The sequence below is a fragment of the Bacillus sp. FSL K6-0073 genome (assembly GCF_038006085.1).
In the GTDB taxonomy this organism is placed as follows: domain Bacteria; phylum Bacillota; class Bacilli; order Bacillales; family Bacillaceae_G; genus Bacillus_A; species Bacillus_A cereus.
Genome location: NZ_JBBOUN010000001.1, coordinates 1,545,060 through 1,558,167, shown reverse-complemented (window position 1 = coordinate 1,558,167; position 13,108 = coordinate 1,545,060). Strand labels below are relative to the sequence as shown.

The following is a 13,108-nucleotide window of genomic DNA, read 5'->3' as shown; positions in this document are numbered from 1 at the left end:
AAGCGGCATTCAGTTTCCTTCCAACTTATGAAAAATCCTCTAAATTATATAACAACTCTTCAATATGAATTTGTGTCGGGTCTAGTTGTAATAACTGGGTAAATACTTCTTTCGCCTCTTTTCGTTTTCCTTCTTCCAATAAGAAATAACCGTACTCTTCTAAGAAGTCTGGATGATTCTTAAAAGAAGTATATGCACTTTCATAGTGTTTTAATGCATCCGAATACATTTCTAATTGTTTTTTTGCATACGCAAGATCCCAAAGTAGTTGTGTATCTGGTTCTCCACTATCAATAGCACGCTCTACAATTGCAATTAACTCTTCGTACTTTTCTTGTTCTTTTAAGATATATGCATATTTTAATGTTGCACCTAAATGCCCTGGATCTAACTCAAGCGCTTTTTGAAGAACTTCCTCTGCTTCTACTATTTTTCCTAATTTCGCCGCAATGTTCGCTAACTCTACATAAAATGGAACTGAAAGCTCATCTACTTTAATTCCTTCATGAAGCGTTTCATAGCTTTCTTGAAGCATTCCTTCTTTTTCATAGCTTTTCGCTAAATACATGTACAGTGATGCGTACTCAGGGTCTAATTCTTTTAGTTCTTGCCAAGCACCAATTGCTCTCTGATATTCTTCACCTTGGTATAATGTAAAGGCATATCCAAATAATGAGTGAATATCTTTTTGTTCCTCTAGGCCTGCTTCATAATAAGAAATCGCTTCTTCCCAGTTTCCGATCGCGCTTAACGTTTCTGCGAGGCGAAGTGCGATCACAACACCACCCATTACTTTATGTTCCGCTAATAGCGATTCATAATAAGTAATTGCCTTTTGTTCTTCACCTTTACTACTATATAATTCTGCTAACCCAAACGTAATAACAGGTTCATCAGGCATCATTTCTTTCGCCTTTAATAGTTTTTGCTCTGCTACATCATCAAAACCTTGCATTTGGAATAAATCTGCAACAAGTAATAACGATTGAACATATAAATCGTCATTTTCTGGAATATCATGAAGCACTTCAATCGCTTCATCTTCTTTATCTAGATCAATATATAATTCTGCTAAAAATACAGTGAATTCACTTTCTTCTGGATACAGTAAACGTAAGTCTTCAGTAATTGCTAATGCCTCATCTGTAAATCCAAGCGTATGATAGTAACGAGCGATATCATACTTCTCTTCATCATTCGCAATTTTTAATTGTTCTTTTAATAATTGTAATCCTTTTTCCGCTTCACCATTTTCAATATATGAAACAGCTTGTTCAAACTTTTGCATAAACGTCTCCTTTAATTCTAAAAAATATTCTCTTCTGTTCATTTATCATAAGCAACTCACTGTTAGAACGCAACCTTTAGAATGAGCATGCTTCTTCTTATACTTCTTCTTATAGAGTAGTTAATTGTTCAAAAGGTTCGGATATGACACCGATACCTTACCATCATATTCTATTGTACCGCTTTCTTTTATGACCGTGCAAATAACTTCTCTCACTAATTATCGAGCCATACAAACCGTGGTTTACAGAATAACTTAATTAGCAGTCTTCAACCTTTATTTTGAATGCGATAAAAAAGGCTCCTATACTAGGAGCCTTCACAATCTCTTAAGAATATGTTTCTTCTTTCTGTACTTGCTCATTTACAAGCTCTTTCAGCAACTCTATAATTTCATCATTTTCTTCCTTCAAACCGACAGTAATACGAATACCATCATCGATACCAAATGCAGCACCAGAACGAACGATATATCCTTTTTTCATTAATCGTTCGAAAGCTTCATTACCTGGTATACCGAGTTTTAAGAAAATGAAATTTGTTTGAGATGGATAATAGAATACGTTATATTCTTTACAAAATGCATAATACTGATTTAAACCTTCAGCATTCTTTTGCACACAATCTTGTAAAAAGGCTTGATCTTCTAATGCAGCGAGTGCTACAGATTGGGCTACAGTTGATGTATTAAATGGTAACCTAGCTACTTCTAACTGTCCGATTAACTTCGCATCCCCAATCGCATATCCGATACGAAAAGCAGCTAAACCATATGCTTTTGAAAACGTGCGTAAAACCATAAGATTTTCATACTTTTCAAGAAGTGGTAATGTTTGCGGATAGTCTTCTGCTTCCGCGTATTCATAATATGCTTCGTCCATAATAACGAGAGCCGACTTAGGAACTGATTCTAAAAATGAAAGTAATTTTTGTTTCTCAACATATGTACCTGTTGGATTATTCGGATTACAAATCCATACAATTTTCGTTTTCTCATCTACTTGCTCTAGCATTGCATCTAAATCGTGAATACCATCTTTAAGTGATACTTCACGAACTTCTGCTCCTTCAATAACAGCATGGTGATGATATTGTGAAAACGTAGGATTCGCCATTACAACGTTTGTTCCTTCATGTAGTAACGCTCGGCTAATCATTTGAATGACTTCATCTAATCCACTACCAAATAGTAGTTGTTCTGCTTTTACACCTAAATGTTCCGCTACTTTTGTCCGAAGTTCAAAGGCATATCCATCTGGATAAAGGGCATATTGGCTCGCTAAAGAAGTTAATGCTTCTGTCACACGTGCTGAACAACCGAATGGATTTTCGTTGGATGCTAATTTCACAATTTTTGATAAACCATATTCTCTTTTTACTTCTTCAATGTTTTTCCCAGGCACATACGCTCTCAAAGTTAACAATTGCTCTTTCACTCTCATTTTTCTTCCCCCAGTCATTTCATTCAATTTGATTACAATACGGTTATAGCCCCTTACTGTAATCTTTTGTCATAACCGTCACTATTACGAGAATACCTCTAAATGAGCACTTCACAGCACTTCGCTATCATTTTAAACCATATCTTTTTGAAATGCCTCTAACGCAATATGAACAGTCTCATCTGAAATAGATACGACATTCACTACCCCATATTCCTGCATAAGCACCATATGAATTGCTCCTGCATTTGCTTTCTTATCTTGTTTCATCAATTGAACGAGGCGCTCTACATTCAAATCTCTTGGCATTTTTGGATAGCCGTATTTCAAGAACCACTGCTTCATATCTTCATAAGCAAGATCAACCTTGTACACTTGCTCACTTAAAAATATGGCGAATAACATTCCAACCGCTACACCGTCACCGTGAGTAATATTTCCATACCCTAGCTCTTTTTCAAGAGCATGTCCTAACGTATGTCCAAAGTTCAAATGAGCACGTACACCCTTCTCTGTTTCATCTTGTGACACAACATTTGCCTTTACAGGAATCGCCTTCGTTAATATATGGATTAACTTCTCATCATGAAGATCCGCTAATGTTTGCACTTCTTCTTTTAACCAATGGTATAGCTCCACATCACCGATAAGAGCATGCTTTATCACCTCTGCATAACCTGAACGCCACTCTTTTTCAGGAAGAGACTTTAAAAACGGTGTATGATATACAACTGCTTCTGGCTGATGGAATGCACCAATCATATTTTTACCTAACGGATGGTTAATCGCGACTTTCCCACCCACTGCGCTATCGTGCGCTAATAAAGTTGTCGGAACCTGCACAAAGCGAATACCACGCATAAACGATGCAGCAACAAAACCAGCTAAATCTCCAATCATTCCGCCTCCAAGTGCAAGAATTAAAGAATTTCTATCTAATTTATTTTCAAGAGCTGACGTATGAGCCGCATAGAAATTTTCGAAAGACTTCTCCTTTTCGCCACTTGGTACAACAAACGAAAACACGTGCTGCTCTACTTGTAATGCATCGATAACTGTCTGTAAATGTAGTGATGCAACAGCTTCATCTGAAATGATCATTACGTTAGATACCGCTGGCTGCATATTTTGAACGATCGTTGTTAAGTTTGACAACGCTTCTTTACCAACATGTACATCATATTCTTTTGATTTCGTTTGAATATGTATGTTTCCCATTAAAATCCCCTCGCATATTCATTATGTTTCTCAATATTTTCACGAATTAGTTCCATACGATCTAATCCGAATTGTTCTATTAAAGCTGTCGCTAATTCCCAAGCCACAACCGCTTCTGCAACGACACTAGCTGCTGGCACTGCACAACTATCTGAACGTTCAATGCTCGCTGTAAAAGGCTCTTTCGTATCAATATCTACACTTTGAAGAGGTTTATAAAGTGTAGGTATCGGTTTCATCACACCGCGCACAACAATTGGCATTCCAGTCGTCATACCGCCTTCTAGTCCACCTGCATTATTTGTTCTTCGTGTATATCCATGCTCCTCATCCCACAGAATTTCATCATGAACTTCACTTCCTGGTCTATGCGCTGCTTCAAAACCAATTCCAATCTCGACACCTTTAAAAGCATTAATACTCATAATTGCAGCTGCTAATTTCGCATCCAGTTTTCGATCATAATGCACGTAGCTACCTACTCCAATTGGCATCCCTTCCACAATTACTTCAACGATTCCACCGATTGAATCACCATTTGCTTTCGCATCATCAATTGCTTTCATCATTTGGTTACCAGCTTCTTCATCTAAGCAACGTACAGGAGATGCTTCTGTAATACTCTTTAATTCTTCAATTGAACTATACGTAATCTCCTTAGCTTGTACACCGCCAATTTCAATTACATGGCCCGCCACTTTAATACCAAGTTCTGCTAACACCTTTTTAGCAACCGCACCAGCAGCAACACGCACCGTCGTTTCGCGCGCTGACGAGCGTTCCAGTACATTCCTCATATCTCTATGACCATATTTAATCGCACCATTTAAATCAGCATGCCCAGGCCTTGGTTTTGTCACTTTCCTTTTCATCTCTTTTTCTTCTTGCTCAGTTAAAGGCTCCGCCCCCATAATTTTTGTCCAGTGTGCAAAATCACGATTTTCAACAACAAGTGCAATAGGGGAACCTAATGTTTCTCCATGTCTAACACCACTTAAAATTTGCACTTGATCCGTTTCAATTTGCATGCGTCTACCGCGCCCATATCCCTTTTGCCTTCTAGCTAACTCTTCGTTTATATCATCTGCTACTAAAGACAATCCTGCCGGAACACCTTCTATAATCGTTGTAAGTTGTGGACCATGAGATTCACCAGCTGTAATATATCGCATACGTTATTCCTCTTTTCGTATATGTATTTATCTCACTATATTAACTTTTATCATTCTAAAAATATTAAAGAAATTATATCATAAATCGACCATTTTCTTATTCTATATTTCCGATAGGCCTAATTTAAATATCAACATATCATAACAGCTCAAACTTCGTAACTAACTGAAAATAAAAAAAGTGCAAGAAGAATACCCCTATTCTCCTTGCACTTTTTACTATTATCACAGTGATTAAAGCGTTTACAAATTATTTCAAAATAATTAGTAAATCCATTCATTCATTAATTTTGAGTAGTCAACTAATTCTTCTTCTTTAAAGAAAATAGCAATCTCGCGCTCTGCGCTTTCTAAAGAATCAGAACCATGGATAATGTTTTTCGCAACAGTTACACCGAAATCTCCACGAATTGTTCCAGGAGCTGCTTCATGTGGTCTTGTTTTCCCCATCATGTTACGCGCTGTATCTACTACACCTTCACCTTGCCATACCATTGCGAACACAGGTCCAGATGTAATAAAGTCTACTAACTCACCAAAGAAAGGTTTTTCCTTATGCTCAGCGTAGTGTTGTCCAGCAATTTCCGGAGTGACTTGCATTAATTTTGCACCAACTAATTGAAAGCCTTTTTTCTCAAAACGAGCTACAATTTCCCCAATGAAGGCACGTTGTACACCGTCTGGTTTTACCATTAGAAATGTTTTTTCCATAAAAAATCTCTCCACTTCTGAATTATGTATGTAATTGTATATCCCCACACACATATTATCACCCTTATCACAATTGTGCAATAGTTTTGAAATAGAGAGATTATTTTATTTTTTAGAATAAACATTAAAATTTTCGTTTTCCAATATACTTTGCAACATTTTGTAATGCGTACTTTGCTTTTCCACGTGGAAGTGGTTTTATTATTTCTAAAGCTTTATGTAAATAACGTTCACTAAACGCAAATGCTTGATCAATTGCTGTACTATTTTTTACAGCATCAATAATTTCTTGCATTTCACTTGCTGTTGAATTTTCATGTACAGATGTGATTTTCTGACGAAGTACTGGATCTTCCATCGCATATAAAGCAGGAAGTGTAATATTCCCTTGTAGTAAATCTCCGCCAGCAGGTTTTCCAAGTTTCTCTTCTGTGGAAACGAAGTCTAAAATGTCATCAATAATTTGATAAGACATCCCTACAAAATACCCATACCAAAATAGACGATTTACCGTATCACGATTAGCACCAGCAGCAATCGCTCCCAATTGACAACTCGCGGCAATTAATAATGCTGTTTTTCGCTTTATTCTTCTTAAATACGTTCTTAAATTTTGGTCATAATTGTATTTATCTTTAATTTGTTCAATTTCACCTTTACAGACTTCTAAAATAGTATGTGATAACGCTTGATGCGCCTCTGGAATTTCGATATTTGTTATACATTCAAGAGACTTAGCGAACAGATAGTCCCCTGTATACATCGCAATACGATCTCCCCATTTCGCATTCACAGTCGCACTGCCGCGTCGTAAAAATGCAGCATCAATAACATCATCGTGAACAAGAGAAGCCATATGAATAAGTTCTAACGCAACAGCAACATGCTTAATCGCATCTAACTTATAATCTCCAAATTTCCCTGCAAGCAACACAAATACAGGACGAATTCGTTTCCCACCAGCTTCAATAAGCTGTAATGCTGCCTCTTCTACTAATGGCTGTTCAGAAGCGACTGTCTTTTTTAATTCTTTTTCTATCACATTAATATCCGATCGTAAAAAAGAGTACATAAGTTGTAACTTCATATTGTTCACCTTAACCTAAAACTTCTTTTTTCTATTTTGATTCTGGTTTAATACCTAAATGCATCGCTGCTACCCCGAAAGTAAATGGTTTCACTTGCACACGTTCAAGTCCAGCTTGCTCAAACATTTGAGCCAATTCTTTCATCCCTGGGAACGTACTAGCAGATTCTTGAAGCCATGAATATTCTTTATAACTTTTCGCAAACATCTTTCCAAATAACGGCATGATATATTTAAAGTATAAAATATACCCTTGTCGAAAACCAATCATTGTTGGTTGAGATGTTTCTAAACAGATTACTTTTCCACCTGGTTTTACTACACGTGTCATTTCTTTTAATACGTGCATATAATCCGGTACGTTACGTAAACCAAACCCAATCGTCACATAATCAAACGTATTATCTTCAAACGGAAGTTCCATTGCATTCCCATGTAGAAGTTCTACTTGTTTTAATTGTAACGCCTCTACCTTTTGCTTACCGACAGATAACATATTTTCACTGAAATCTAAGCCAACAACCTTTCCTTGTTCACCTACGGCTCCAGCTAGCGCAATTGTCCAATCTGCGGTTCCACAGCATACATCAAGCGCTTGACTACCTGGTTGTACATCCATAATTCGCATCGTTTCTTTACGCCACGCTTTATGTCTTTGAAAACTAATTACAGAATTCATCACATCGTATTTATCAGAAATCTTTTCAAATACGTCATGTACTCTTTCTTCTTTTGATTGTTGCATGCTCGTACCTTCTTCCAATGTAAAATTGCTTATGTCTTCTATTTATTCCTTAACACAGAATTTATTTCATTTATGTCTGTGTGATTTTCTAAAAATTGTTTTTCTTTCTTTCTCAATTCCTTCATCCAACCATTAATCACTACTTCTGCTTTATCCCCTAAAGCATCTTGCATAGCTTGAAAAACAGGTGAATGTTGCTTATCAGCATACAATTGAATTTCTTTTTGAAGGCGATTTCCACCTAATACGTATGTAATAAATGGCTTCCAATGTGATAAATGAAAATGATCACATGTTTTTTGAAGGAGCGCAGACTCAATCGCTACTACGCTTTTCATTATGTCATCCGTCGTTTCATGCGCTTTTTGGTATAACATAATTTTGTGTTCATTTATCTCTTTAATTCCTTCAGCAAGTGCACGAATTAAAACAATATCACGATTCATAGACAATAAATAATAATATAGTCCACTATAGTAATCGCCTGCAAGTACTGTTAATTGACGACATTTATGGAATTCAATCTCTTCCTCGCCTGCTTTATTTGATACCCTTTCATGCGTATCAAGCGCAATTTGTACAAGCATAATTGTTACTACGTAATGCTCAATTTGTTCTATATGTAAGTTTGCACTCTTTAAAGCACCATATAACAATGCTATCTTTTCTTCATCAATAAATGGTTCTTCAATATAGTTTATAAAGTAAGGATGGCGTAATTTCTCCATCAATTTTTCTTTTATACCCGCATACCCTCCGTAGATGTCACACACAAAAAATCACCCTTGTTTTCTAATTCATAAAACTTATTATAACACATACACTCTATTTTCTATAACCAAAACTTGGCTACACCTACCATTCATGTAAGCAATCTTTCTAATCTCACTCTGTCTAGTTAAAACTATATCATTTATTTACTAAAAAAAAAAAGAAAAGCAGTTTCCCGCTTTTCTTTACTTCGTTTTAATAAACGATAAAATTTCACTGCGCGCTGCAGCATCATTTTCAAGCACACCACGCACTGCTGTCGTTACTGTTTTCGCACCTGGTTTTTTTACACCACGCATCGTCATACACATATGTTCTGCTTCTACTACTACCATTACACCATGAGGCTCTAGTACTTCCATAATAGAGTTCGCTACTGTTGATGTAATACGTTCTTGCAGTTGTGGGCGACGTGCAATTGTATCTACGGTACGAGCTAATTTACTTAACCCTGTCACCTTTCCACCTTGCGGAATATATGCAACGTGAGCAACTCCATAGAATGGAACTAAATGATGCTCACACATCGAATAAAATGGTATATCTTTTACTAGTACAAGCTCTTCGTGATCTTCTCCGAATACTTTATGCAAATGCTCTTTCGGATCTTCATGCATACCTGAGAACACTTCTGCGTACATTTTTGCAACACGCTTTGGTGTATCAAGTACTCCCTCACGATTTGGGTCATCCCCAATCGCCTCTAAAATAAGGCGTACTGCATGTTCAATTTGTTCTAAATTAACTTTTGCCATCCGCTAGCCCTCCCGAAAACCTAAAAGTGATACGAACACATTCTAGCATATTTATGTTTTTAAAAGCAAAAAGAAGAGTTCCCAAAAAGGAAACTCTTCTTCCCTGTTAATATGTAAGGATTATTTAACCGCATCTTTTAACGCTTTACCAGGTTTGAATGCAGGTACTTTACTTGCAGCGATTTCAATCTCCTCACCTGTTTGTGGGTTACGACCTTTACGAGCCGCACGCTCACGAACTTCGAAGTTACCGAATCCGATCAGTTGTACTTTATCACCTTGTTTTAAAGCTTCTAAGATAGAATCAAAAACAGCGTCTACTGCTTTTGTTGCGTCCTTTTTAGAAAGGGAACTTGCTTCTGCAACAGCATTGATTAAATCTGTCTTGTTCATGCCATTCACCTCCTCCCAAAGATAAGACTGTATAATGATCATAAAATGAGTCTTACTTTCATTTGTAGGCAATTTTTGCAAATTCTATACTACAAAGATGTAGATAAATCATTATCAACGCCTATATTATACGATTCTCCTTTATAATTCAATATTTTTAAGGAAATTGTTACTCTGAAAATGTGAAAATCTGATGAAACTTGACAATTTACAACAATGTATTAGATAATGACTGTTTATTTTTCTATTTTATAATCAAAAAAACAAAAAATCCCTCTACAGCGAGAGGGATTTTTTCTTATAGTATAATCGCAATTAATCCGCCAGATCCTTCATTAATAATTCTTTCTAGCGTTTCTTTTAATTTATATCTAGCATTTTCTGGCATTAAAGATAATTTCGCCTGAATTCCTTCTCGAACAATCGAGCTAAGTGAACGTCCAAATATATCAGAATTCCAAATTGATAACGGGTCATCTTCAAAATCTTGCATTAAATAACGAACTAATTCTTCACTTTGCTTTTCAGTACCAATAATCGGCTCAAACGTTGACTCTACATCTACTTTAATCATATGAATAGATGGCGCTACCGCTTTTAACTTCACACCAAACCTTGAACCGTGACGAATAATTTCTGGCTCATCTAAGCTCATATCCGCTAATGCAGGCGCTGCTACACCATATCCTGTTTGCTTAACCATACGCAGTGCATCCGCCACTTGATCGTACTCTATTTTCGCATGAGATAAATCGAGCATAAGCTTTAATAAATGATCTTTCCCTCGAATTTCTACTCCTACTACTTCTTTTAAAATCTGATCATATAATTCATCTGGCGCATATAAATCAATCTCCGCCACACCTTGCCCCATATCAATGCCAGCTAGGCTCGCTCGATCAATAAATTCATATTGACTAAACTGCCAAACAACGCGATCCACATCACGAAGACGTTTTATATCCTTCACAGTTTCTTGAACTGCTTCTTGATAACTTTGACGCAACCAATGCCCTTCATTTAGCACCATTACCCAGCTCGGAAGGTTCACATTCACTTCTAATACAGGGAATTCAAATAGCGCTTCACGAAGTACATTATATACATCTGTTTCTCTTAAACTCTCCACACTCATTGCAATAACCGGGATATCATATTCTTCTGATAAACTTTGGCGTAATTGCTCTGTATCTGGATGATACGGCTGTACCGTATTAATTATCATAATGAAAGGTTTTCCTACTTCTTTCAACTCATTTACAACGCGTTCTTCTGCCTCTATATAATCTCTTCTTGGAATTTCACCAATTGTTCCATCTGTTGTAATTACAACACCAATTGTTGAATGTTCTTGAATTACTTTACGCGTGCCGATTTCTGCAGCTTCATGGAATGGAATAGGTTCTTCATACCAAGGGGTATTAATCATGCGCGGGCCATTCTCATCTTCATAGCCCTTCGCTCCAGGAACCGTATATCCAACACAATCTACTAATCGAATATTCACTTCAAGTCCTTCATCTACTTCGATAGAAACCGCTTGGTTTGGAACAAACTTCGGTTCCGTCGTCATAATTGTACGACCAGCAGCACTTTGAGGCAATTCATCCTGCGCTCTTTGACGGTCAGACTCATTCTCAATATTTGGAATAACTACAAGTTCCATAAATTTTTTAATGAATGTTGATTTCCCTGTTCGAACAGCTCCTACAACTCCAAAATAAATATCACCGCCTGTTCGTTCTGCAATATCTTTAAAAATATCTACCTTTTCCAAGTGATTCCCTCCCTCAAAATTTTTGGGAATAATTCCGCGTTTATAGTCAACTAATACCTTCTCTAACGTTGCCTATAATATCTGATATAATATAATGGTATTCTAGAAGTTCGGACAATATATCATATAATTTTGTCCAATTTCATATGACTATTAAAAAATATCTTTTGTTTGCATCGTAAGTTGTATAACATAAAAAACCTTTCTTCTAGAACTTATTCACTAAAAGAAAGGTTCATGACTTATCATTTTAAAAAAATTGGTTCTCCGTCCTTTACTGTGTACGGTAAAGAATAAGCTGGTACAAACGGGGAACCTTTCGAAAGTATATTTCGAATATCTTCTCCCTCCGCAAACTGCCCTTCATTTCTTTTCAAAGCGTCATATAAGTCGATTCTATAATCAACAAAAACTTCTCCTTTTTCATTAATTACAAAAGGAAGTCCTTTACCAGAATATGGACTTGTCACTTGTGGCACATCTTTATATCCTAGTTTTTTGAAATCCAATTCATATACACCATCTGAAATTACTTTTTTAAAAGGTGGATATTGATGTTCATCACGATACATCCTAAGCTTTAAAGATAGTTCCTGAATTTGTTCAGCTATCCTAACATCAATTAACTTTACTGTTGGATTTGTTTCAACGTCTATTAATACATATTGGTATACTCCTCCACTTTCATACGCATTCCCTGGCGCTTCTTGTATGTAACGCGGGGCAATCTGTTGAAAATCGATTGGATACTTTTGATAAATAGGTGTACTCATATCCCTCGTCTTAATTGGCAATATCCCATCATTTTGCTCCTTAAATGTCACAACAGCTTTTTGAACAACCTGTAGCTGATCTTCATAAGGAACCGCATTTTGCTTCATATTTTCTTTCGGATACAGACACCCCGTTAAAAGGCTCATACAACAAAATATTAAAATAATATGGAATTTTTTCACTACCATCACCTTTTCATACTAATCTAACTTGCTCCGTATGTAGTATTTTCGAGACCATTCCATTTACTGCTGTACAGGTCCACTAAATACAACAAGAAAAATAACAATTCCTGACACAATCATAAGGGTGTACGCTACTAACGCTGTAATCCCTTTCAAAAATTTATTCTTTATTTTATGTCTACTTAATAAAATAAAACTTACTGCAAAAAACATAAATCCAATTGCCCCTAAAGCTAACCACATTTTCATAAGCCCTTCTGACATATACACACCCCTTTTTATTAATCTATTTTTATACTATTTTAACAAATTAAAATCTTTAAACAAATACAAAAAGAACTTTTTACTACAAATTGCGAATATGTAACTTTAATCAATAGGTTTTCCAGCATTTCTCACCAATCTAGACAAAAATAAAACCGAAGCGATTGTATCTCTCGCTTCGGTTGACCAAATATGCCCAAAAACAGCTCTATTCCCATTCTTTCATGGCTATCATATGCAATCTACAAACTCTTTGTTTCTCATAATTTATTTTTTAAACATTTTGCTTAACGAGCCAAAATCTGTTGGCATATTATTATTAATAATCGCTTTTACAATTTGATCCTCTTGCTCTTTCGGCACTTCACGTCCCGCCATAAGAGCCACTTGATGAATTAATTGACGAAGTACAGTTTCATCACGTAAATTCGCATTTTGCACGGATGATGCTAATTTAAAAATATCCTCTTTATTTACTTTCGCTTCCTTCTCAATATTATTAAAAATGTTATTATCCATTCTTTTCA

Annotated in this window: 14 protein-coding genes; all 14 read right to left on the bottom strand. The window is 36.1% G+C overall.

Annotated features, from left to right (window positions below; all coding sequences use genetic code 11):
* Window positions 1-25: 25 nt before the first annotated feature.
* Window positions 26-1,288, bottom strand: a complete 1,263-nt coding sequence (locus MHB52_RS08225) for a tetratricopeptide repeat protein (RefSeq protein ID WP_001168671.1) — start codon at window positions 1,286-1,288, stop codon at window positions 26-28.
* Between the two features lie 328 nt (window positions 1,289-1,616).
* Window positions 1,617-2,729 carry a histidinol-phosphate transaminase gene (gene hisC, locus MHB52_RS08220; RefSeq protein WP_001264023.1) on the bottom strand — a complete coding sequence of 371 codons (1,113 nt, stop codon included), beginning with the start codon at window positions 2,727-2,729 and terminating at the stop codon, window positions 1,617-1,619.
* A 132-nt stretch (window positions 2,730-2,861) separates the two neighbouring features.
* Window positions 2,862-3,947, bottom strand: a complete 1,086-nt coding sequence (gene aroB / locus MHB52_RS08215; protein WP_061663865.1) for a 3-dehydroquinate synthase — start codon at window positions 3,945-3,947, stop codon at window positions 2,862-2,864.
* Window positions 3,947-5,119, bottom strand: coding sequence for a chorismate synthase (gene aroC / locus MHB52_RS08210; protein WP_001269386.1), 1,173 nt, complete (start codon window positions 5,117-5,119; stop codon window positions 3,947-3,949). Before aroC ends, aroB begins: the two co-directional genes overlap by 1 nt.
* 264 nt (window positions 5,120-5,383) lie before the next feature.
* The gene (gene ndk / locus MHB52_RS08205; RefSeq protein WP_000415883.1) at window positions 5,384-5,830 is read right to left on the bottom strand and encodes a nucleoside-diphosphate kinase; all 447 of its coding nucleotides are present in this window, start codon (window positions 5,828-5,830) and stop codon (window positions 5,384-5,386) included.
* A gap of 124 nt (window positions 5,831-5,954) precedes the next feature.
* Window positions 5,955-6,917, bottom strand: coding sequence for a heptaprenyl diphosphate synthase component II (gene hepT / locus MHB52_RS08200; RefSeq protein WP_000776077.1), 963 nt, complete (start codon window positions 6,915-6,917; stop codon window positions 5,955-5,957).
* Between the two features lie 31 nt (window positions 6,918-6,948).
* Window positions 6,949-7,662, bottom strand: a complete 714-nt coding sequence (gene menG / locus MHB52_RS08195; RefSeq protein ID WP_001187674.1) for a 2-heptaprenyl-1,4-naphthoquinone methyltransferase — start codon at window positions 7,660-7,662, stop codon at window positions 6,949-6,951.
* Between the two features lie 38 nt (window positions 7,663-7,700).
* On the bottom strand, window positions 7,701-8,435 hold the full coding sequence (locus MHB52_RS08190; protein ID WP_000332850.1) for a heptaprenyl diphosphate synthase component 1: 735 nt from the start codon (window positions 8,433-8,435) through the stop codon (window positions 7,701-7,703).
* A 183-nt stretch (window positions 8,436-8,618) separates the two neighbouring features.
* Complete coding sequence (folE, locus tag MHB52_RS08185) at window positions 8,619-9,188, bottom strand: GTP cyclohydrolase I FolE (RefSeq protein ID WP_001151482.1); 570 nt, start codon at window positions 9,186-9,188, stop codon at window positions 8,619-8,621.
* Window positions 9,189-9,308: 120 nt separating this feature from the next.
* Window positions 9,309-9,581, bottom strand: coding sequence for an HU family DNA-binding protein (locus MHB52_RS08180; RefSeq protein WP_001043860.1), 273 nt, complete (start codon window positions 9,579-9,581; stop codon window positions 9,309-9,311).
* Between the two features lie 298 nt (window positions 9,582-9,879).
* The gene (gene spoIVA / locus MHB52_RS08175) at window positions 9,880-11,358 is read right to left on the bottom strand and encodes a stage IV sporulation protein A (protein WP_000416519.1); all 1,479 of its coding nucleotides are present in this window, start codon (window positions 11,356-11,358) and stop codon (window positions 9,880-9,882) included.
* A 245-nt stretch (window positions 11,359-11,603) separates the two neighbouring features.
* Window positions 11,604-12,314, bottom strand: a complete 711-nt coding sequence (locus MHB52_RS08170) for a hypothetical protein (protein ID WP_000713405.1) — start codon at window positions 12,312-12,314, stop codon at window positions 11,604-11,606.
* Between the two features lie 63 nt (window positions 12,315-12,377).
* Complete coding sequence (locus MHB52_RS08165) at window positions 12,378-12,581, bottom strand: DUF2768 domain-containing protein (RefSeq protein WP_001289004.1); 204 nt, start codon at window positions 12,579-12,581, stop codon at window positions 12,378-12,380.
* A gap of 267 nt (window positions 12,582-12,848) precedes the next feature.
* Window positions 12,849-13,100 carry a stage VI sporulation protein F gene (locus MHB52_RS08160; protein WP_000369754.1) on the bottom strand — a complete coding sequence of 84 codons (252 nt, stop codon included), beginning with the start codon at window positions 13,098-13,100 and terminating at the stop codon, window positions 12,849-12,851.
* Window positions 13,101-13,108: the final 8 nt, after the last annotated feature.